Source organism: Pseudomonas caricapapayae (assembly GCF_001400735.1).
In the GTDB taxonomy this organism is placed as follows: Bacteria; Pseudomonadota; Gammaproteobacteria; order Pseudomonadales; family Pseudomonadaceae; genus Aquipseudomonas; species Aquipseudomonas caricapapayae.
In genome coordinates, this window is the sequence record NZ_LJPW01000078.1 from 18,888 (window position 1) to 38,650 (window position 19,763).

General features: G+C 59.6%; 18 protein-coding genes. 6 read left to right on the forward strand and 12 right to left on the reverse strand.

Translation table 11 applies throughout. The features are described 5' to 3' along the window. The first annotated feature begins 5 nt into the window (after positions 1-5). Positions 6-1,628, forward strand: coding sequence for a methyl-accepting chemotaxis protein (locus tag ALO80_RS11725; RefSeq protein WP_055009126.1), 1,623 nt, complete (start codon positions 6-8; stop codon positions 1,626-1,628). 137 nt (positions 1,629-1,765) lie between these two features. On the opposite strand, the gene ALO80_RS11730 is transcribed toward ALO80_RS11725, so the two are convergent. Beyond that, positions 1,766-2,101, reverse strand: coding sequence for an ArsR/SmtB family transcription factor (locus ALO80_RS11730; protein ID WP_054984566.1), 336 nt, complete (start codon positions 2,099-2,101; stop codon positions 1,766-1,768). Positions 2,102-2,159: 58 nt separating this feature from the next. On the opposite strand from ALO80_RS11730, the gene ALO80_RS11735 reads away from it, so the two are divergent. Then, positions 2,160-3,251, forward strand: coding sequence for an NADH:flavin oxidoreductase/NADH oxidase (locus ALO80_RS11735; protein WP_055005735.1), 1,092 nt, complete (start codon positions 2,160-2,162; stop codon positions 3,249-3,251). A gap of 1 nt (position 3,252) precedes the next feature. Here the strand turns inward: ALO80_RS11735 and ALO80_RS11740 are convergent, their stop codons facing one another. Continuing rightward, positions 3,253-4,752 carry an efflux transporter outer membrane subunit gene (locus ALO80_RS11740; RefSeq protein ID WP_055009127.1) on the reverse strand — a complete coding sequence of 500 codons (1,500 nt, stop codon included), beginning with the start codon at positions 4,750-4,752 and terminating at the stop codon, positions 3,253-3,255. Between the two features lie 88 nt (positions 4,753-4,840). Between ALO80_RS11740 and ALO80_RS11745 the strand changes: the two genes are divergently transcribed. The 4 genes from ALO80_RS11745 (at position 4,841) to fabF (ending at position 11,044) form a co-directional block, all read left to right on the forward strand. Next, positions 4,841-5,455, forward strand: coding sequence for a TetR/AcrR family transcriptional regulator (locus ALO80_RS11745; protein WP_055009128.1), 615 nt, complete (start codon positions 4,841-4,843; stop codon positions 5,453-5,455). A 77-nt stretch (positions 5,456-5,532) separates the two neighbouring features. Further along, positions 5,533-6,639: an efflux RND transporter periplasmic adaptor subunit gene (locus ALO80_RS11750; protein ID WP_055009129.1), complete on the forward strand. Its 1,107-nt coding sequence runs from the start codon at positions 5,533-5,535 to the stop codon at positions 6,637-6,639. Beyond that, the gene (locus tag ALO80_RS11755) at positions 6,636-9,752 is read left to right on the forward strand and encodes an efflux RND transporter permease subunit (RefSeq protein ID WP_055009130.1); all 3,117 of its coding nucleotides are present in this window, start codon (positions 6,636-6,638) and stop codon (positions 9,750-9,752) included. Before ALO80_RS11750 ends, ALO80_RS11755 begins: the two co-directional genes overlap by 4 nt. A gap of 2 nt (positions 9,753-9,754) precedes the next feature. Further along, the gene (gene fabF / locus ALO80_RS11760; protein ID WP_055009131.1) at positions 9,755-11,044 is read left to right on the forward strand and encodes a beta-ketoacyl-ACP synthase II; all 1,290 of its coding nucleotides are present in this window, start codon (positions 9,755-9,757) and stop codon (positions 11,042-11,044) included. 39 nt (positions 11,045-11,083) lie between these two features. Here fabF and ALO80_RS11765 read toward each other — a convergent pair whose 3' ends face one another. Genes ALO80_RS11765 through urtB form a run of 10 tightly spaced genes read right to left on the reverse strand, consistent with a single transcriptional unit; the run spans position 11,084 to position 19,729 of the window. Beyond that, positions 11,084-11,941 (reverse strand): urease accessory protein UreD, encoded by an 858-nt coding sequence (locus ALO80_RS11765; RefSeq protein WP_055009132.1) that lies wholly within the window; start codon positions 11,939-11,941, stop codon positions 11,084-11,086. Next, positions 11,938-12,600 carry an urease accessory protein UreG gene (gene ureG, locus ALO80_RS11770; protein WP_055009133.1) on the reverse strand — a complete coding sequence of 221 codons (663 nt, stop codon included), beginning with the start codon at positions 12,598-12,600 and terminating at the stop codon, positions 11,938-11,940. Before ureG ends, ALO80_RS11765 begins: the two co-directional genes overlap by 4 nt. Before the next feature lie 25 nt (positions 12,601-12,625). Beyond that, on the reverse strand, positions 12,626-14,338 hold the full coding sequence (gene ureC, locus ALO80_RS11775) for an urease subunit alpha (protein ID WP_055009134.1): 1,713 nt from the start codon (positions 14,336-14,338) through the stop codon (positions 12,626-12,628). Positions 14,339-14,341: 3 nt separating this feature from the next. Continuing rightward, positions 14,342-15,037, reverse strand: coding sequence for an urease subunit beta (locus tag ALO80_RS11780; protein ID WP_055009135.1), 696 nt, complete (start codon positions 15,035-15,037; stop codon positions 14,342-14,344). A gap of 28 nt (positions 15,038-15,065) precedes the next feature. After that, complete coding sequence (locus ALO80_RS11785) at positions 15,066-15,797, reverse strand: urease accessory protein UreF (RefSeq protein WP_055005728.1); 732 nt, start codon at positions 15,795-15,797, stop codon at positions 15,066-15,068. Then, positions 15,794-16,234, reverse strand: a complete 441-nt coding sequence (gene ureE / locus ALO80_RS11790) for an urease accessory protein UreE (RefSeq protein WP_055009136.1) — start codon at positions 16,232-16,234, stop codon at positions 15,794-15,796. Before ureE ends, ALO80_RS11785 begins: the two co-directional genes overlap by 4 nt. Before the next feature lie 22 nt (positions 16,235-16,256). Next, positions 16,257-16,946 (reverse strand): urea ABC transporter ATP-binding subunit UrtE, encoded by a 690-nt coding sequence (urtE, locus tag ALO80_RS11795; protein ID WP_055009137.1) that lies wholly within the window; start codon positions 16,944-16,946, stop codon positions 16,257-16,259. 2 nt (positions 16,947-16,948) lie between these two features. Beyond that, positions 16,949-17,686: an urea ABC transporter ATP-binding protein UrtD gene (urtD, locus tag ALO80_RS11800; protein ID WP_054984552.1), complete on the reverse strand. Its 738-nt coding sequence runs from the start codon at positions 17,684-17,686 to the stop codon at positions 16,949-16,951. Next, a complete protein-coding gene (gene urtC / locus ALO80_RS11805; RefSeq protein WP_055009138.1) occupies positions 17,683-18,825 on the reverse strand; it encodes an urea ABC transporter permease subunit UrtC in 1,143 nt (380 codons plus the stop codon). Before urtC ends, urtD begins: the two co-directional genes overlap by 4 nt. 1 nt (position 18,826) lies before the next feature. Beyond that, entirely contained in the window at positions 18,827-19,729 is a 903-nt protein-coding gene (gene urtB / locus ALO80_RS11810; protein ID WP_055009139.1) for an urea ABC transporter permease subunit UrtB, read from the reverse strand. Positions 19,730-19,763: the final 34 nt, after the last annotated feature.

The following is a 19,763-nucleotide window of genomic DNA, read 5'->3' on the forward strand; positions in this document are numbered from 1 at the left end:
CTATCATGTTCAGCAAACTCAGCATCTCGCAAAAGCTGTACTTCAGTTTCGTCGCTATAGTCGTGCTAATCGCCGTGCTGGTAGCCAGTGCCTACAGAGGCTTCGAGCAGGTTGAAGACGCTACCAACAGCAACGTTCACACCTATCAGGTCCTTAGCGATGCACAGTTGGCCCTCGAGCAACTGATCAACATCGAAACGGGTATGCGCGGCTTTGTCATTGCTTCGAAAGATGCTTTCCTTGAGCCCCTGGTAGCGGGCGAAAAACGCTTTAACGAAGAGCTCGATTCGCTCAAGCGCCTGACCGCCGATAACCCGGAACAGCAGCGCCGCCTGGCCTCGCTGGGTGAAATTCAAAAGCGCTGGCTCGATGAAGATGTCCATCCGATCATTGCCCTGCGTCGTGACCTGACCGCACGCAACATAGCCGATGACGAGTTGGACAGTCGTATTACCTCCGGTGCCGACAAGGCCAAGATGGACAGCATGCGTGCCATTCTGGCGGAAATCAGCGCCACCGAGAACAAGCTTCTGGTAGCAAGAACCCAGAACATGGTGGATGCCAAGCATCTCGCTATCATGATTCTGATGTGCGGCGGCCTTGCAGCCGCTGTGCTTGCTGCCATCCTGGCCACGGCATTGGGGCGCAGCACTACAGCGCGTCTGCAGTTGGCTATCGACGCCGCAACCGCTATTGCCAATGGCAAGCTGGACACCGTCATTGATACCAGCAGCCATGACGAGTTGCCTAAAGCCTTTGATCGTATGCAGAACCGCCTGCGCGAGATGATTCAGCAGATCAGCCAGGCAGCCAATCAATTGGTCGTTGCCGTGCAACAGATTTCCGGTGCCTCCGAGCAGCTTTCCGGTGCAATCCAGGAACAGTCAACGTCTGCATCGATGATGGCCGCCACCATTGAGGAGCTGACCGTCAGCATCCACCACGTATCCGAAAATGCCGATGAGGCGCATCAACTCGCCAGCCGCTCGGGCCAGCAGTCCAAGGATGGCGCGCAAGTCATCGAAAATACGCTGTCCAGCATGAATGGCATTGCCAGGACCGTACAGCTTTCGTCTACTCAGGTTGCAGGCCTGGGTCAGCACTCGGAGCACATTTCATCGATCATCAGCGTGATTCAAGGTATTGCCGACCAGACCAACCTGCTGGCACTCAACGCCGCCATCGAAGCTGCGCGTGCCGGTGAGCAGGGTCGCGGCTTCGCAGTGGTTGCCGATGAAGTGCGCCTGCTGGCGCAAAACACGGGTAAATCCACCAAGGAAATTGCCGGAATGATCGAGAAAATTCAGGCAGGCGTGCGCGAGACAGTCGAGAGCATGCGCAGCGGCGTTCTGGAAGTTAATCAGGGTGTGGAGATGGCTGGCACGGCCGGTCAGGCTATCGTCGAGATTCGCGACAGTTCCGGCAAGGTTCTGCAGGTCGTCGACCAGATATCCTTCGCTTTACGCGAGCAAACCGCAGCCAGCCAGGACGTAGCGCGTAACGTCGAGCGTTCTGCGCAAATGGCCGAACAAAACAACATGTCGGTTCAGGAATTGCTCAAGACCAGCGGCGGCCTGAAGAACCTGGCCACCAGCCTGCAACTGGAAGTCGGTAAATTTCAGCTTTAGTGCTCTGAAAACAGATCGACAGCAGGGCCACCGCGCTGAAAATGCCCGGTATCAGTCGATAGGCTGATACCGGGCATTTTGCTTTGCAGGTTTGGCAAGCCGAGCGCAGGCGGGCACGAAACGGGTGTCTGACAGCTTTACCGTTGCGCCAGAATACTCCCCAACAATCCTGGAAACCTGTTCTCCAGCATTTGAGCGCGTAGCGAGTTCATGTGCGTGGTACCGATATTCCGCGTCTGCACAAGCCCGGCATCGCGCAATACCCGAAAGTGATGGGACATGCTGGATTTTGGACGGCCGCCGTCGAGTTCGCCGCAGGTGGCTTCGGCGACGCCTGCCAGATAGCGCACGATTCCCATGCGTACAGGATCACTCAGGGCGTAGAGCACGCGTTCGAGTGTGAGGTCTTCAGGATCGGGGTGTTGGAAGGTTCGCATGGTGCGAATGATATCAAGGCTTCCGTTTATTGCCATAGTTCGATTACCATCGAACAATTGAAATCAAAGCCATCTGGCTTACGGGAGCTTTCCAATGTCTGCATTGTTCGAACCCTTCAAACTGAAAGACGTCACGCTGCGCAACCGAATCGCCATTCCTCCGATGTGCCAATACTCGGCAATCGACGGGGTTGTCAATGATTGGCACCACGTTCACCTCGCCAGCATGGCACGTGGTGGCGCTGGTTTACTGGTGGTTGAAGCCACTGCAGTTGCACCGGAAGGGCGGATTACCCCCGGTTGCACCGGTATCTGGAACGACGAGCAGGCGCAGGCATTTGTGCCCGTCGTCAAAGCCATCAAGGCGGCAGGCTGTGTGCCGGGCATCCAGATTGCTCATGCCGGGCGCAAGGCCAGTGCCAATCGTCCGTGGGAAGGCGATGACCATATCGTTGCTTCCGATTCGCGCGGCTGGGACACCATCGCGCCCTCGGCAATTGCGTTCGGCGCCAATCTGCCCAAAGTCCCGCGCGCGATGACGCTGGAAGACATTGCCCGCGTTCGTCAGAACTTCGTCGATGCTGCCCGTCGTGCCCGAGATGCCGGCTTTGAATGGATCGAATTGCATTTTGCCCACGGCTATCTGGGGCAAAGCTTTTTCTCCGAGCACTCCAATCAGCGTACCGATGAGTACGGCGGCAGCTTCGATAACCGCAGCCGCTTCCTGCTCGAAACGCTGGCAGCGGTTCGCGAAGTCTGGCCGGAGAACCTGCCATTGACTGCACGCTTCGGCGTTCTTGAGTACGACGGTCGTGACGAACAGACCCTCACCGAATCGATAGAGCTGGCGCGTCGCTTCAAGGCCGGTGGTCTGGACTTGTTGAGTGTCAGCGTCGGTTTCAGCACTCCGGACGCCAACATTCCGTGGGGGCCGGCGTTCATGGGGCCGATTGCCGAGCGAGTACGCCGTGAAGCGGATATTCCAGTGACCAGCGCCTGGGGTTTCGGCGAGCCGAAACTGGCTGAAGAGGCGGTTAAGTCAGGGCAGCTCGATCTGGTCTCGATCGGTCGTGCCCACTTGGCCGATCCGCACTGGGCATACTTCGCGGCGAAAGAGCTGGGCGTCGAAAAGTCTGCCTGGACACTGCCTGCGCCATACGCCCACTGGCTTGAGCGTTATCGCTGAGTCAGCTTGATCTGAAGGGGATGTACTCGTCAGCAGGGTGCATCTTTTCTTCGGCAACGTGGTCGGGCGGCGCTTGCCACCCGCCACCGAGTGCTTTGAACACCGCAACCGCCGCTTGCGCTGACTCGGTTTTCGCCTGCGCATTGGCGTCGGATATCTGCAGCATTTTCTCATCGGCGCGCAGGACTTCAATCAAGCTGACGGCACCTTGCCGGTAGCCTGCGAATGAAGATTGTCGCGCTGCCGCAAGGGCCGCTTCCCCCTTGCTCAGCGCTGTGATCCGGTTTTCGTCATTGATCATTGAAGAAACGGCATTTTCAACGTCCTCCGTGGCACGCAAGACTGACTGGCGATAGACCGCGAGGGCTTGAGCTTCCTGCCCTTTGGCCTGATTGATCTGAGCGTTCACCCGACCAAAATCAAAAAGTCTCCAACGCAGTCCCAACAGGCCAGCGTACTGGCTGGCACCCCCGGTAAACAGATTGCCGCTTGACACAGCGGTGGCGCTCCCAAGCAATGCGCTCAGCGAGAGTTTCGGGTAATACTCGCTGACCGCCACCCCGATGCGCGCACTGGAGGCGGCGAGGCGCCGCTCGGCGACCATGAGATCAGGTCTGCGACGCAGAAGATCAGCGGGCGTTCCCGTCGACACAAGCCGAGGTGATTGGGGAATGCTGGCCGGTGCAGACAACGAGTGTCGATGAGTGCCAGGCGGTACGCCTAGCATCACATCCAGCGCGTTCATCGCGGCATCCAGACCCGCTTTCAGGCTCGGCACGGTGGCCTGGACCTGTGAAAGCTCCCCTTCGATCTGACGCACTTCATACTCCGCAGAGATCCCCTGGTCGTAAAGCAGTTGAGTCTTTTCCAGCAGGTCCTGTCGGGTTTTGACCTGTCGGTTTGCAATGTCCAGCCTGGTTTGCAGACCACGAATGGCGATGTAGATATCAGCGGTTTGAGCCGCTACGGCGAGTCTTGAGGCTGCAACACCCGCCTGCGACGCTTGATATTCAGCCAGTGCAGCCTCTCGACCACGTCGCAAGCCGCCGAAAACATCCACTTCCCAGCTCGCATTCAGATCGGCTTCGTACGAACTACCGTAGCGGTCGTAGCCAGGTCTTGAGTTCAGCACCTGGCCGAGTGGCGTTTCGACCGATTGATAGGCACGGGCGGCCTGGGCACTGACGTTACCCGATGGCAGAAGCGCCGCCGTAGCAGCACTTAATCCTGCCCGTGCCTGAGCAAGCTGCGCACTGGCTTGAGCGAGATCGAGATTCTGTGCAAGCGCGTCTGAGACGAAGCGACTGAGGAGCGGATCATTAAAACCTTCCCACCAGACGGTATTAGCGGTCGTCGGCGCGGTAATATTTGCCTTGTCACCGGATCGAATCAGATAGTGCTCCGGCAGCGGCGTATCCGGGCGGTGGTAATCCGGACCTGAGATGCAGCCCGACAGCAGGCCAGTGCTTACCACCAATACATAGCTACAAAGCGGGCGCATTGAAAATCCTTGAGTTGATCTGCCTTGTGACGATATTACAATTTGGTCACTTGTTGTCAATGAGAGTTCACAGAGTTAAGCTGGAAATATGACTAATCAAATCAAGACGCCGCCATCGCGTGGCCCATCGGATCACAGCGTTCGCGATCAGGTCGTGGAAGCGGCAACCCTGCATTTCGGACATTACGGGTATGAGAAGACCACGGTCTCCGATCTTGCCAAGGCCATTGGTTTCTCCAAAGCCTACATCTACAAGTTTTTCGACTCCAAGCAAGCCATCGGAGAGGTGATCTGCTCGAATCGGCTTGCGATGATCATGAGCATCGTGAATGAGGCAATCAGCGATGCGCCAACGGCTTCCGAGAAGCTGCGCCGCCTGTTTCGCGCGCTTGCAGAGGCTGGCAGTGACCTGTTTTTTCACGACCGCAAGCTCTACGACATAGCGGCCGTGGCAGGTCGGGATCGGTGGCCTTCTGCTGCAGAGCATGACGAACGCCTTCACCGGCTTATTCAGCAAATTGTCCTCGAAGGCAGAGAGTCCGGGGAGTTTGAGCGCAAGACACCTCTGGATGAAGCTGTTCAGGCAATCCACCTGGTGATGCGCCCTTACATCAACCCTGTACAACTGCAATATAACCTCGACATCGTCTCGACGGCCCCGGTCCACCTTGCGGCCTTGGTGCTAAGAAGTCTGTCTCCCTGATATTGTGACCATTGACTAAATTGGTCACTTTACGGAGAATCGTTTCCCTGCTCACTTGATTTCAGGTAGGGGATCCCATGCTTCGCTCCAGACGCTTAACCATTGCTTTATTTCTGTTGCCTCTCGTTTTGACGGCGTGCGGCGAGTCGTCGAGCGTGCGCGACCCACGTACTCAACCTCCTGTAGTGCGAGCCGCCATTGTTGCGAGCGCTGATGACACCTACCGCTCGTTTACCGGTGTTGTGGTCGCTCGTGTTCAGAGCGATCTTGGGTTTCGTGTCTCGGGAAAGGTGCTGGAGCGTCTGGTCGACACCGGTCAGACCGTCAGGAAAGGTCAGCCGCTTATGCGTCTTGACCCCGTCGACCTCGGCCTTCAGGCACAAGCCCAGCAGCAGGCTGTTGCAGCCGCCAGCGCGCGAGCCCGGCAGACCGCCGATGACGAAGCCCGTAATCGCGATCTGGTGGCGGCAGGTGCTGTGTCCGCCTCTGCTTATGACCGGATAAAATCACTGGCCGACACGGCAAAGGCAGAGCTGAGTGCTGCGCAAGCTCAGGCCAACGTGGCGCGCAATGCTAGTGGCTACGCAGTTTTACTGGCGGACGCCGACGGGGTTGTGGTTGATACCCTGGCAGAGCCAGGCCAGGTTGTCAGCGCAGGCCAGCCCGTGGTCAGGCTGGCAAAGGCCGGGCAGCGTGAGGCCATTGTCCAGTTACCTGAAACACTGCGACCGGTCGTGGGCGAACAGGCTCAAGCCAGGCTTTATGGCAACCCCGCGAACATTATTCCTGCACGGCTGCGGTTGCTCTCTGATGCTGCCGATCCGCTGACGCGTACGTTTGAAGCCAGGTATGTGCTTGAAAGCGGAACCCTCAGTGCGCCACTGGGTTCGACGGTTACGCTCGATATCGCCGGTCGCATGGACACCGGGCATGCACTGACGATACCCATGGCGGCCATCCATGACCCTGGTCAGGGACCTGGTGTCTGGGTCATTGCAGATACGCCTGCAAAAGTAACCTGGCGCGCGGTTCAAGTGCTTGGCCTCAGTGATGATTCGGCAAGGGTGAGCGGCGCTCTCAAGGCCGGCGAACAGATCGTTGCATTGGGCGCGCATTTGCTTCACGACGGTGAAGAAGTGTCTGTCCAGCAAGCACGGGGCGGCGTCGCGGGGGAACGACCATGAGCGGCCGTTTCAACCTCTCTGCACTCGCAGTACGCGAACGGTCCATCACGCTGTTTCTCATTTTTCTGATCGGCGTGGCAGGTACGCTGTCGTTTTTCGAACTGGGGCGTGCGGAAGATCCGCCTTTTACGGTCAAGCAGATGACGGTTATTTCTGCCTGGCCTGGTGCCACGGCACAAGAGATGCAGGACCAGGTCGCCGAACCGCTTGAAAAACGCATGCAGGAACTGAAATGGTATGACCGCAGTGAGACCTACACTCGACCGGGTCTTGCGTTCACCATGGTTTCATTCCTGGACAAGACGCCGCCTTCCCAGGTGCAGGAAGAGTTTTATCAGGCGCGTAAAAAACTGGGTGATGCTGCGAAGTCGCTGCCTGAGGGCGTCATCGGCCCGATGATCAATGATGAGTTCTCGGACGTGACCTTTGCGCTCTTTGCGTTGAAAGCAAAAGGTGAGCCACAGCGGTTACTGGTACGCGATGCCGAATCGCTGCGCCAGCGTCTGCTGCATGTCCCGGGTGTGAAGAAGATCAATATCATCGGTGAGCAAGCCGAGCGTATTTTCGTCTCGTTCTCCCATGAGCGCCTGGCAACACTGGGTATTTCGCCTCAGGACATCTTCTCGGCGCTTAACGACCAGAATGTCCTGACGCCTGCCGGGTCGATCGAAACCAGCGGGCCCCAGGTATTTCTGCGTCTGGACGGTGCCTTCGACACGCTAGAGAAAATCCGCAACACACCGATCGTCGTGCAGGCTAAAACTCTGAAGCTTTCAGACGTGGCGACAGTGGAGCGCGGTTACGAAGATCCCGCGACGTTTCTGGTCCGCAATCAGGGTGAACCGGCGCTGTTGCTGGGCATCGTGATGCGCGACGGCTGGAATGGTCTGGATCTTGGCAAGGCACTGGATGCCGAGACGGTCAAGATCAACAAGGGCATGCCGCTGGGCATGACGCTCTCGAAAGTCACTGACCAGTCGGTGAATATCAGCTCGGCCGTTGACGAGTTCATGATCAAATTCTTCGTCGCGCTGCTTGTCGTGATGCTGGTCTGTTTTCTCAGCATGGGCTGGCGAGTGGGGGTGGTGGTCGCTGCGGCTGTTCCGCTTACGCTGGCTATTGTCTTTGTAGTGATGGAAGCCACGGGCAAGAACTTTGACCGTATTACCCTGGGGTCATTGATTCTTGCGCTGGGTCTGTTGGTGGACGACGCCATCATTGCCATCGAAATGATGGTGGTGAAGATGGAAGAAGGCTATGACCGCATCAAGGCAGCGGCTTACGCCTGGAGTCACACCGCGGCTCCAATGCTTGCCGGTACGTTAGTGACCGCTGTCGGCTTCATGCCGAACGGTTTTGCGCAGTCGACGGCTGGCGAGTACACCAGCAACATGTTCTGGATCGTCGGCATCGCCTTGAACGCTTCCTGGGTCGTTGCCGTGGTTTTCACGCCTTATCTGGGTGTGAAGATGTTGCCTGAGATCAAGCCGGTTGAAGGCGGGCATGCCGCTATTTATGACACGACGAGTTACAACCGTTTCAGGCGTGTGCTGGCGCGCGTTATTGCTCGGAAATGGTGGGTGGCAGGCGCGGTAATCGCTGCGTTTGTGGTAGCGATTCTGGGGATGGGGCTGGTAAAAAAACAATTCTTCCCGACATCGGATCGTCCTGAAGTGCTGGTCGAAGTGCAGATGCCCTATGGCACATCCATCGAGCAGACCAGCGTCACTGCAGCAAAAATCGAAGCATGGCTGCAAAAGCAGGATGCCGCGAAGATTGTCACGTCTTACGTCGGGCAGGGCTCGCCACGGTTTTATCTGGCCATGGCGCCGGAGCTGCCAGACCCCTCGTTCGCAAAAATCGTTGTGCTCACTGACAGTCAGGAGGCGCGCGAGGCGCTCAAATCAAGGATTCGAGAGGCTGTTGCCCAAGGTCTTGCACCTGAAGCCCGGGTCCGGGTCACCCAACTGGTATTCGGTCCTTACTCACCCTTTCCAGTGGCGTATCGCGTGAGGGGGCCGGACCCTGATGTGTTGCGCGAGATCGCCGGTCGGGTCGAAACCGTCATGCTGGGCAGTCCGATGATGCGGACCGTCAACAGTGATTGGGGCACCCGAGTGCCTACTCTGCATTTCTCTCTGGATCAGGACCGATTGCAGGCCGTCGGTCTGACGTCGAGCGCTGCTGCCCGGCAATTACAGTTCCTGCTTTCCGGTATCCCGATCACGTCTGTGCGCGAAGACATCCGCACAGTGGCAGTAATGGCGCGCGCAGCCGGTGATATCCGGCTGGACCCTTCGAAAATAGCCGGTTTCACCCTCGTCGGCGCAGCCGGCCAGCGTATTCCTCTTTCCCAGATAGGCGAGGTCGAGGTGCGCATGGAGGATCCGGTTCTGCGCCGCCGAGACCGTGTACCGACCATCACCGTGCGCGGCGACATAGCCGAAGGCCTTCAGCCACCGGATGTATCTACCAGCATCACGAAACAGCTGCAGCCCATCCTCGACAGCCTTCCGGAGGGCTATCGTATCGAGCAGGCCGGATCGATTGAGGAATCGGCAAAGGCCACTGTGGCGTTGGCTCCGCTGTTTCCGATCATGATCGCAATCACCTTGCTGATCATCATCCTTCAGGTGCGCTCGATGTCGGCGATGGTGATGGTGTTTCTCACCGCGCCGCTTGGATTGATTGGCGTCGTGCCGACACTGCTTCTGTTTAACAAGCCATTTGGTATCAATGCGCTTGTGGGGTTGATTGCCCTGTCCGGGATCCTGATGCGCAACACCCTGATCCTGATCGGGCAAATCGATCAGAACGAGAAAGACGGGCTTGATCCTTTTCATGCGGTGGTCGAAGCGACGGTGCAGCGAGCGCGACCCGTGCTGCTCACGGCTCTGGCGGCCATCCTGGCATTCATCCCGCTGACCCATTCGGTGTTCTGGGGCACCCTCGCTTACACGCTCATCGGCGGCACGCTCGGAGGGACTGTCATGACCCTGGTCTTCCTGCCAGCCATGTATTCGATCTGGTTCAGGATCCGCCCGGACAGTGGGTCGCAACCTCAACCGTTCAGCAGCCATGCGTCGACTGACGCAGAGACGAAGAGGGTCTGATTATGAATCTGCATGTTCAAAAACGCATCGTAGTAACAGGTTGCGGCGTCGTCAGCCCACTGGGGTGCGGGGTCGGTGAAGTGTGGCGCAGGTTACTGGACGGCCGCTCGGGTATTCGCTCACTCGCAGACAGCGTGGGTGAGGGCACCGGTGTTTCAGTCGCAGGCCAGGTGCCGACCCTTGAAGAAGACTCCGTCGCAGGGTACGACCCGGATAGCATCATCCCGATGAAAGAGCGCAAGAAGATGGACCGATTTATCGAGTTCGCCCTCGTTGCAGCTCACGAAGCGCTTGCGCAAGCGGGGTGGCATCCTGAAGCCGAAGCGCAGCAGCAACGGACCGCAACGGTTATTGCGTCCGGGGTGGGTGGTTTTGGCGCAATTGCCGAAGCTGTGCGTGTGACTGATACGCGCGGGCCTCGCAGGCTGTCGCCGTTCACGGCTCCCTCCTTTCTGGCCAACATGGCGGCAGGGCAGGTTTCCATCCGGTATGGTTTCAAGGGACCTCTGGGAGCCCCGGTGACGGCGTGCGCAGCCGGTGTGCAAGCCATTGGCGATGCTGCGCGACTGATCAGAAGTGGCGAGGCCGACATTGCCGTTTGCGGTGGTACGGAGGCCGCTATCGATCGCGTCACTCTGGGATGTTTTGCCGCCGCCAGGGCGCTTTCCACCGGTTTTGCTGATCGGCCAGAAGAGGCCTCGCGCCCGTTTGACCGTAACCGCGACGGTTTTGTCATGGCTGAAGGTGCAGGCTTGCTGGTGATCGAATCGCTGGAACATGCGTTGGCGAGAGGCGCGACACCGCTCGCGGAACTGGTGGGTTATGGCACCAGTGCGGATGCTTATCACCTGACAGCCGGGCCTGAAGACGGTAGCGGCGCCCGCAGAGCGATGGAGCAGGCACTGCAGCAAGCTGGCGTAAGTGTCGATGACGTGCAGCACATCAATGCTCACGCGACGTCGACACCGGTCGGCGACAAGGGCGAACTGGCTGCCATTCGTTCACTGTTTGGCACTCGATCAAATGTCGCGATCAGTTCTACAAAATCTGCCACCGGACATTTGCTCGGCGCAGCAGGCGGGATCGAGGCCGTTTTTACGGTGATGGCATTGCACGATCAAGTCGTCCCGCCGACGTTGAATCTCAATCAACCCGACGAGGCTGCCGAGGGGCTCGACCTGGTGGCCTTGACCGCCCGAGCGACGCCGATTGTTTACGCACTTTCAAACGGATTCGGCTTCGGCGGGGTCAATGCCAGCGCTCTGTTTCGCCGTTGGCAAGGCAAGCCGTGAGCGGTTTGAGTCTCAACGAGGCTGCAACAGCCTGATGGCTCATTTGCGTCGCACCCGCGGCGCAACGCCTGTCAGTTGCTGGCGAACGCATGCCCAGGCCTGATGCAGGGCGTTACGCAACGCGACTGCATCGGCGGTCATGATCCGCACAGACAGGCCGCAATCGTTCGGCAGCGCGCTGACGCCCGGATAGCTCTCGGGAACCTCGGCTAACGCTGCACGCAAGGCCTGCTGCAAACCCTCTACAGGCAAACCCTGACCCACCAGCATGAAGGTCGCCAAGGCCTGCAGTTGTCCGCTGACGCCGGGCAATCGGCGTTGCAGGTCTGCGCCGGTCATTGCCAGTCGATCACCGGCCAGCAGTTTTCCATCCGGGCAGTGGATCTGCAGATCGGCGCGGTAAAAGTCTGGCAAGCCTTCGCTGCCTGGGGGCGTGTGCAGGCAGAATGCGTCGCATAGCATGACCCGCGCACCAGGGTGCAAGGTTACGTTCACCTGGCTGTGCAGCCGCGTCTGAGGAAACAGAATGGTGGCCATCGGCAGGTATTCAAGCAGCGCGCCGGGTTCGGCGACCAGTGTGACGGTCTGTCGTGCGGACTGTTCCAGCATGCTGTGCGCCACCGTTGCCGCGCCGGTGCTGACATGTACCTGCGTGCCTGGCCCGGCGTTCAGATCAAGGTGCAAGGCTTCGCCAGCGAACAGGCCGCCGGAGCACGATTGCAGGTAGATCGCCGCCATACCGGGCGGGTCTTGTGGCAGTGTCAGGGTGCGTCCCAGGTGGAAGGGATAGCCGACTTCCTGACGGGACACATAACTGGCCCCCGAAGGCGCTTTGCTGAAGGCAATACGCGCCGTGGTGGGGGCTTTTGCGGACAGTAACGTTTGATGGGCGTTCATGGGCGGTCGAACAATACGGCGCGGCTTATCGCTTCAACTACCGCGTCGACGCCTTCACCGGTGTTGCAGTTGGTAAACAGAACGGGCCGACCGTTTCGTGCCTCCGCCGATTCGCGCCGCATACGCGGCAGATCGACGCCCACATAGGGTGCCAGATCGTATTTATTGACCACCAGCAGGTCACAGCTCAATACGCCGGGACCGCGTTTGCGCGGGATGTCGTCACCGCCTGCGACATCGATGACGAAAATCCAGTAGTCCACCAGATCCAGTGAAAAGGTCGAGGCCAGGTTGTCGCCGCCGGACTCGATCAGCACCAGGTCAAGGTTGCCGAAGCGCGCCTCCAGCTCATCGGCCATCTGCAGGTTGAGGGTCGGGTCTTCACGAATGGCGGTGTGCGGACAGGCACCGGTTTCCACCGCACGAACCCGCTGCGGGTCGATCAGACCGCTGCGTTGCACGCGTTCGGCGTCCTCGCGGGTGGCCAGATCATTGGTGATGATCGCAAGCTCGATGCCGCGCTCGACGAAGCGCGGGATCAGTTGTTCCAGCAGGCGGGTCTTGCCCGAGCCCACCGGTCCGCCGATCCCGACGCGTGCAGCACCGGGATGAGGTTGGTCATTGGTGTACAGGGCGGGTGCATTAAGGGGCAGGCTCATGGTCGGGTTTCCTGTTCGGAGGGTTTCAGCGCAGCATGTAGCGCTGGGCGAGAGGCACTTCGCTGACCGGTTCGCAGTGAAGACGCTCGCCGTCGGCATACACGTCGAAGGTCTGCGGGTCGACGCGGATGTCCGGGCAGGCATCGTTGTGCAACATGTCGGACTTGCGCAGGGTGCGCGTGCCGAACGCTGGCAGCAGTTTTTTCTTGAGTCCCAGCCGAGTAGCGGTGTCGGCTTCAACGGCAAGACGGTTGACAAAATTGACCGACAACGCCTGTTTCGCCTCGCCAAAAGCTCCCCATTGCGGGCGCATCACCAACGGCTCGCAGGTGTACAGCGAGGCGGCGGAATCGCCCATCACGCCATGCACGATGAAGCCGCCCTTGACCACCAGCTCGGGCTTGATGCCGAAGAACGCCGGTCGCCACAGCACCAGATCGGCCAGCTTGCCGGGCTCCAGAGAGCCGATGTAACTGTCGATGCCGAACACCCGCGCTGCATTAATGGTGTATTTGGCGATGTAACGCTTGATCCGTTCGTTGTCGCCCAGTGCGGTGGTTTCTTCCGGCAGGCGGCCGCGCTGGTCTTTCATCTTCGAGGCCAGTTGCCAGGTACGGCAGATCACCTCGTTGATGCGGCCCATGCCCTGGCTGTCGGAACCGAGGATGGAAATGGCTCCGGTATCGTGAAGAGTGTCTTCGGCAGCGATGGTCTGCGGGCGCACCCGTGATTCGGCGAACGCCACGTCTTCCGGCACGTCAGGGTTTAGGTGGTGGCAGACCATGATCATGTCCAGGTGTTCGTCGAACGTGTTCACGGTGTAGGGGTTGGTCGGGTTGGTGGAGGAGGGGATGCAGTTGGCCTTGCCCGCTACGCTGATGATGTCCGGAGCGTGCCCGCCGCCTGCACCCTCGGTGTGGTACATGTGGATGGTGCGCTCGCCGATGGCCGCCAGCGTGTCTTCGAGAAATCCGGACTCATTCAGTGTGTCGGTGTGCAACTGAACCTGAAAATCGTATTCGTCGGCGACCTTCAGGCACGTGTCAATCACCGCCGGCATGGCTCCCCAATCTTCATGAATCTTCAGCCCCAGACAGCCACCACGCAGTTGCCCGAGCAGTGATTCAGGTTTGCTGGAATTGCCGCGCCCGAGAAAGCCGAAGTTGATCGGCCAGGCTTCGGCAGCCTGCAACATCTTGCCGACATTCCATTCGCCGCCACAGTCGATGCCGACCGTGATCGGCCCCAGCGAACCCCCGATCAGCGTGGTCAGACCGGCCGCCAGTGCGTGATCGCACAGTTGTGCCGAGTCGAAATGCACATGCACGTCGATACCACCGGGAGTGACGATCAGTCCTTCGGCATCGCGTACGGTGGTGGCCACGCCGCAGATCAATTGCGGGTGTACGCCGTCCATGATCTGTGGGTTGCCAGCCTTGCCGATGGCGACGATCCTGCCGTCCTTGATACCGATGTCGCCTTTGACGATGCCGATCACCGGGTCGATGATCAGCGCGTTGCAAATCAGCATATCGAGAGCCCCTTCGGCACTGTCGTGGCCGGGCATCAGGCCCATGCCGTTGCGCAGTGTCTTGCCGCCGCCGTGCAGGCATTCATCGCCGGGCACCGAATGATCGAATTCGACTTCGGCCAGCAACGACGTGTCACCGAGGCGCACCGCATCGCCCGTGGTCGGGCCGTACATGGCGGCGTATTCCTTGCGAGTCATCGTCGCCATGGTTCAGGCTCCCTTGAAAAGTTGGGCGCGGGCACGTTCCAGTGCCGCTGATTTGCAGGCCGGGTCATGCAGATTACCGTTGGTCAGGCCGCTGAAGCCGTGGATGTCGCCGCTGCCGCCAAACTGCACCAGGTGCACTTCGCGCAGCTCGCCGGGCTCAAAGCGCATGGCTGTACCTGCGGGGATGTCCAGGTGCATGCCGAAGGCGCGTTCGCGTGGAAAATCCAGAGCCTTGTTGACCTCGAAAAAATGGTAGTGACTGCCGATCTGCACTGGTCGGTCGCCGGTATTGATTGCGCGCAACGTAGCGGTCGGACGGCCGTTATTGAGCTGGATATCACTGTCTGGCGAAAGTATTTCGCCAGGTGTCGGCATGACGGCCAGCGGCCGTTGGCCCGGTCTGATTGGCTGGTGCACGGTGACCAGCTTGGTGCCGTCCGGGAAGGTGCCTTCTACCTGCAACACCGGCAGCAGATCGGCGACACCGGGCATGACGTCGTCGCTGTTCAGAATCGTCGAGCCAAAACCGATCAGCTCGGCGACGCTGCGACCCTCACGCGCACCTTCAAGAATCTCGTCGGCGATCAGCGCCGAGGCTTCCGGAAAATTCAGGCGCAGGCCTTTGCTGCGGCGTTTGCGTGACAGTTCGGCGGCGGTGTACAGCGTGAGTCGTTCAAGCTCGGTCGGGGTCAGCAGCATAGTCGGGGCTCCCGGTAGGGTGGCTGGCTCAATTGGCGAACAGGCGCAGGTCCTGGGTTTCATGGCGCATCACGGCGATTTCGGCCATAGGTGTGAAACCACAGGCGTCGTCGGTGTCAGGCGGTTCCTGCGCCAGCAGTTCGGTGATCAGCGGCTGGATATCGGTCAGCACTCGTTGCCCATCGATATGGCCAATTACGCCCAGACGTACGGCGGCACTGACCAGCCCTGTACACAGGCTGTGCGCCGCAGCCAATTGGCAGTGATCGCGGTGCATGCCCAGACCCTTCCAGAGCAAGCCCTGCACCACGGGCAGATGCCCCGGCGCGTTACCCGCCACAACCAGTTGCTGATAAGTTGCCGAACCCGGCGTGTGCAGTGCGACGTGTACGCCCAGTAAAGCCTGGCCGACACGCCGTGAGCCCTGGCGCAGTTCCTCGGCCAGGGTCAGTGCTTCGATCTGTTTGTCCAGGGCCATCAACTCGGGCTGGTTGTCAGATGCGTGCCAGGCGGCGAGCAGGAACAAGCGGTCAAAGCTGTTCCAGCGATGGCGCAACTGGCCCTCGACGAAGCCATGCACTTGGGCACTGCGAAGATAGCGATCGGTTCGTTGCCGGCGTCGCATCATTACGACTTCGTCGTTGCCAAGATGCCCGTCAGCCAGCAGGGTTTCCAGTCCCCACGACCATGCCACCGCGCCCCCCGGAAAGAAGCTGTCGGCCTGTTGCAGCGCCAGCAGCAGGCTGCTCGAGGCATTCATGCGCGACGCACCCGGCCGTCCGCAAGCATGGGTGCCAGCCGCTCAAGGTAATCGGCTTGCGGGCCATTGAGCGGGATTTGCAGGATGTCCCCGGCAAAGCGTACCGCCCAGTGCATGTTGCCGGCGAAATAGCCCAGTTCCAGCGCAGCGGCCGGGTCGCGTGGCTGCAGGTCAAGATATTCCTGATCCTGCATCTGTACGACGATGGCGCGTTGATTGTCGAGCATCAGCACCGAGCCGTTGCGCAGTTGCTGATGACGCTCCAGGCGAATGGCGCAGTCGGTGCCCCGGTCGCTGGCCAGGCGCAGGCGATGACGCTGGATGTCACTGGCGGACAGGCTCAGGGTTTCTACGTGGCCTGCATGGCTCAGGTCGTGCAAGCGATCGGCAAGGGCAGGGTCGCTGGCCTGGCCCAGAATACGGTCGAGTATCAGCATGGCGATGGCTCCTGTGCTCTGTTCAGATGGTCAGGTAGCGCAGGATGCGCTCGCGGTCGACGGTTTCGCGGACTTCGCTGTGCACGAATTCGCCTTTTTCGATAATCAGATAGCGGTCAGCAACCGCCATGGCGAACGACAGCACCTGCTCGGAAACAATCAGCGAAAACCCGCGCTCCTTTTTCAGCAGGTTGAGGGCTTTGGCAATGTCCTTGATGATCGATGGCTGGATGCCCTCGGTGGGCTCATCGAGGACCAACACCTTGGGATTGGAGACCAGCGCCCGGGCAATGGCCAACTGTTGCTGCTGGCCGCCGGAAAGGTTGCCGCCCTTGCGCCGGCGCATGTCGAACAGCACCGGGAAGTACTCGAAGATGTAGTCGGGAATGGGCGCGGCGGGAGCGCCCTGCATGCCTGTGAGAATGTTTTCCTCGACGCTCAGGTAGGGAAATATCATCCGCCCCTGGGGCACGAAACCGACCCCGGCGGCTACCCGCTCATAGCTTTTGCTGCCGGTCAGTTCCTGTCCGGCCAGCGTTATGCTGCCGCTGCGGGTCGGCAGCATGCCGACCAGGCTTCTCAGCAGCGTGGTCTTGCCCATCCCGTTGCGGCCCATCACCGCGAGTGACTCGCCTGCCGCCAGCTCCAGACTGAGGTCACGCAATACGTGGCTGTCGCCGTAGTAAACGTTGAGGTTAGAGACATTCAGCATGATCAGTGCCCCAGATAGACGTCAATGACGCGAGGATCGTTCTGCACCTGATCCATCGAGCCGTAGGCCAGGGTCTTGCCCTGATGCAGGACGGTGACCTTGTCAGCCACCGATTTCACGAACTCCATGTCGTGCTCGATGATTACCATCGCACGGCCTTTGGCGATGAGCTTGAGCAGTCCGGCGGTTTTCTCCCGCTCGCCCGCGCTCATGCCGGCGACCGGCTCATCAAGCAACAGCAGTTCGGGACGCTGCATCAACAGCATGCCGATCTCCAGCCACTGTTTCTGGCCGTGCGACAGCAGCCCGGCTTTGCGCCCCAATTGATCCTTGAGAAAGATCATCTCGGCGGTCTGCTCGATTTCGGCGTTCAGCGCTGCGTTCTTGCCGGCGAACAGGCAATTGAAGACGCCGCGTTTGTCCGGCGAGGAGATGTCGAGGTTTTCCCGCACGGTAAGGTCTTCGTACACCGACGGGTTCTGAAACTTGCGGCCCACGCCCGCGCGGGTGATCTGGTACTCGATCATGTTCGCCAGTTGCAGGTCCTTGAAGCGGATGCTGCCTGCGCTGGGGCGGGTCTTGCCGCAGATCATGTCGAGCAGGGTGGTCTTGCCCGCGCCGTTGGGGCCGATCACCACATGCACCTGGTTCTCCTCGACATAGAAGTTGAGGTTATCGACTGCCTTGAAGCCGTCGAACGAGACGGTCAGGTCTTCTACGCTCAGTAGCATCCCGCTCATGACTGCACCTCTTTGTTGCTCAGGCGTTGCAGCAGCCCGGCCAGCCCGGTCGGCAGAAACAGCACCACCGCCATGAACAGAAAGCCGATGAAGTATTGCCAGAAGCTGACGAAATTCTCCGACAGCCAGGTTTTGGCCGCACCGATCAGCAGCGTGCCGTACACCGCACCGACCAGTGAAAGGCGGCCACCCAACGCGGCGTATATCACGATCTCGGTGGACGGAATGATGCCCACCAGCGAAGGCGATGCCAGGCCGACCTGCAAGGTGAACATCACCCCGCCCAGCGCGGAAATCAGCGCAGCCACGGCAAAAATGAAGGCCTTGAACAATGCAGTGTTGTAACCGGAGAAACGCACCCGGTCTTCCCGGTCACGGATCGCCACGACGACCTTGCCCAGTCGGCTGCGCAGGATGAACCCGCACATCGCGACGCAGGCCAGCAGCAACAGTGTGGTGATCAGATAGAGAATCCAGGGCGTCTGGGGTGTCTGCAAACTCATGCCGAAGGCGGTCTTGAAGTCGGTCAGGCCGTTGACACCGCCGGTGTAGCCCTGTTGTCCGATGATCATGATTGACATGATCGAGGCCAGCGACAGGGTGATGATCGAGAAGTACACGCCGCCCACGCGCTTTTTGAAATAGGCATAGCTGAACAGGAACGCCAGCAGCGCAGGCAAGATCAGGATCGCTGCCAACGTAAAGGTCGCCGTTTCGAACGGCTTCCACCACCAGGGCAGTGCTTCTACGCTGTTCCAGATCATGAAGTCGGGTAGCGCAGAGCCGTAGAAAGCGGCGAGGGCGCTGGCAGCTTCGTCTGTGGCGGTGGCTTCAAGCTTCAGGTACATCGCCATCATGTAGCTGCCCAAACCGAAGAAGATCCCCTGGCCGAGGCTGAGAATGCCGCCGTAGCCCCAGATCATCACCATGCCCACTGCGCAGAACGCCAGGCTCAGGTATTTACCGGCCAGGCCAAGGCGGAAATCGCCCAGCGCCAGCGGCAATACCACCAGCAACAACAGCGATAGCCAGATCAGGCTGTATCGCTCGATCAGTGGCAGCCAGCCGCCATTCAGCCGAACGGGTCTGGGCACCGCAGTCTGTGGCCGGAGCGGCGGCTTTTCAGTCATGTCATTCATCTCAACGTCTCACTTTCGTGGCGAACAGGCCGTTGGGGCGGAAAAACAGCAGCACGATGACCACCAGCAGGGTGATCGCCTTGGCCATGGATCCGGTGGTGAGGTATTCCAGCGAAACCTGCGTCTGGCCGATGGCGAACGCCGAAAGGAAGGTGCCAAGCAGGCTTTCCACGCCACCGAACACCACAACGATGAAGGTATCCACCAGGTACTGCTGGCCGCTTACCGGGCCGGTGGACGCGAGCATGGTGAACGAACTGCCAGCGATGCCGGCCAGGCCGCAGCCCAGCGCGAAAGTCACCGAGTCGACCCGCGCCGTATTGATACCGGCCGCACCCGCCATGGCGCGGTTCTGAGTCACTGCACGAATGCGCAGACCCCAGCGGCTGCGGTAGAGAAATAGAAACACCGCAGCGGCAATCACGAACGTCAGGCCGATGATGAAAATGCGATTGAGCGGCAACTCCAGCCCTTCGCTGATTTTCCATGCGCCCTGCAGCCATTGCACGGTGGGCACGCTGACTTCCTTGGGGCCGAAAACCTGACGGAACAGTTGCTGCAAGACCAGAGACAGCCCCCAGGTTGCCAGCAGGGTGTCCAGCGGCCGGTTATACATGAAGCGAATGAAGCAGCGTTCCAGCAGTAAGCCGAAGGCGAACGTCACGACAAAGGCCATTCCGATGCCGACGATGAAATACCAGCCCATCAACTCGGGAAAGTAGCGCTGGAACACCACCGAAGTGACATAGGTCATGTATGAGCCCATCGCCATCAGTTCGCCGTGAGCCATGTTGATGACACCCATCAGGCCGAAGACGATGGTCAGCCCGAGTGCCATCAGTACCAGCACGGAAAACAGCGAGAAGCCGCTGAAGACTTGCATTACCAGCGTATCGAGAGTCATGCCATCGCTACCTGTTGCTGCACATTGACGAAAG

Bases quoted from the DNA above. Each gene is read 5' to 3' on its own strand.
- ALO80_RS11725 (WP_055009126.1), top strand. From the start codon at position 6: ATGTTCAGCAAACTCAGCATCTCGCAAAAGCTGTACTTCAGTTTCGTC.
- ALO80_RS11735 (WP_055005735.1), top strand. From the start codon at position 2,160: ATGTCTGCATTGTTCGAACCCTTCAAACTGAAAGACGTCACGCTGCGC.
- ALO80_RS11780 (WP_055009135.1), bottom strand. From the start codon at position 15,037: ATGCTGCTGACCCCGACCGAGCTTGAACGACTCACGCTGTACACCGCC.
- urtE (WP_055009137.1), bottom strand. From the start codon at position 16,946: ATGCTGAATGTCTCTAACCTCAACGTTTACTACGGCGACAGCCACGTA.
- ALO80_RS11745 (WP_055009128.1), top strand. From the start codon at position 4,841: ATGACTAATCAAATCAAGACGCCGCCATCGCGTGGCCCATCGGATCAC.
- urtB (WP_055009139.1), bottom strand. From the start codon at position 19,729: ATGACTCTCGATACGCTGGTAATGCAAGTCTTCAGCGGCTTCTCGCTG.
- urtD (WP_054984552.1), bottom strand. From the start codon at position 17,686: ATGAGCGGGATGCTACTGAGCGTAGAAGACCTGACCGTCTCGTTCGAC.
- ureC (WP_055009134.1), bottom strand. From the start codon at position 14,338: ATGGCGACGATGACTCGCAAGGAATACGCCGCCATGTACGGCCCGACC.
- fabF (WP_055009131.1), top strand. From the start codon at position 9,755: ATGAATCTGCATGTTCAAAAACGCATCGTAGTAACAGGTTGCGGCGTC.
- ALO80_RS11740 (WP_055009127.1), bottom strand. From the start codon at position 4,752: ATGCGCCCGCTTTGTAGCTATGTATTGGTGGTAAGCACTGGCCTGCTG.
- urtC (WP_055009138.1), bottom strand. From the start codon at position 18,825: ATGAATGACATGACTGAAAAGCCGCCGCTCCGGCCACAGACTGCGGTG.
- ureE (WP_055009136.1), bottom strand. From the start codon at position 16,234: ATGCTGATACTCGACCGTATTCTGGGCCAGGCCAGCGACCCTGCCCTT.
- ALO80_RS11730 (WP_054984566.1), bottom strand. From the start codon at position 2,101: ATGGCAATAAACGGAAGCCTTGATATCATTCGCACCATGCGAACCTTC.
- ALO80_RS11785 (WP_055005728.1), bottom strand. From the start codon at position 15,797: ATGAATGCCTCGAGCAGCCTGCTGCTGGCGCTGCAACAGGCCGACAGC.
- ALO80_RS11765 (WP_055009132.1), bottom strand. From the start codon at position 11,941: ATGAACGCCCATCAAACGTTACTGTCCGCAAAAGCCCCCACCACGGCG.
- ureG (WP_055009133.1), bottom strand. From the start codon at position 12,600: ATGAGCCTGCCCCTTAATGCACCCGCCCTGTACACCAATGACCAACCT.
- ALO80_RS11755 (WP_055009130.1), top strand. From the start codon at position 6,636: ATGAGCGGCCGTTTCAACCTCTCTGCACTCGCAGTACGCGAACGGTCC.
- ALO80_RS11750 (WP_055009129.1), top strand. From the start codon at position 5,533: ATGCTTCGCTCCAGACGCTTAACCATTGCTTTATTTCTGTTGCCTCTC.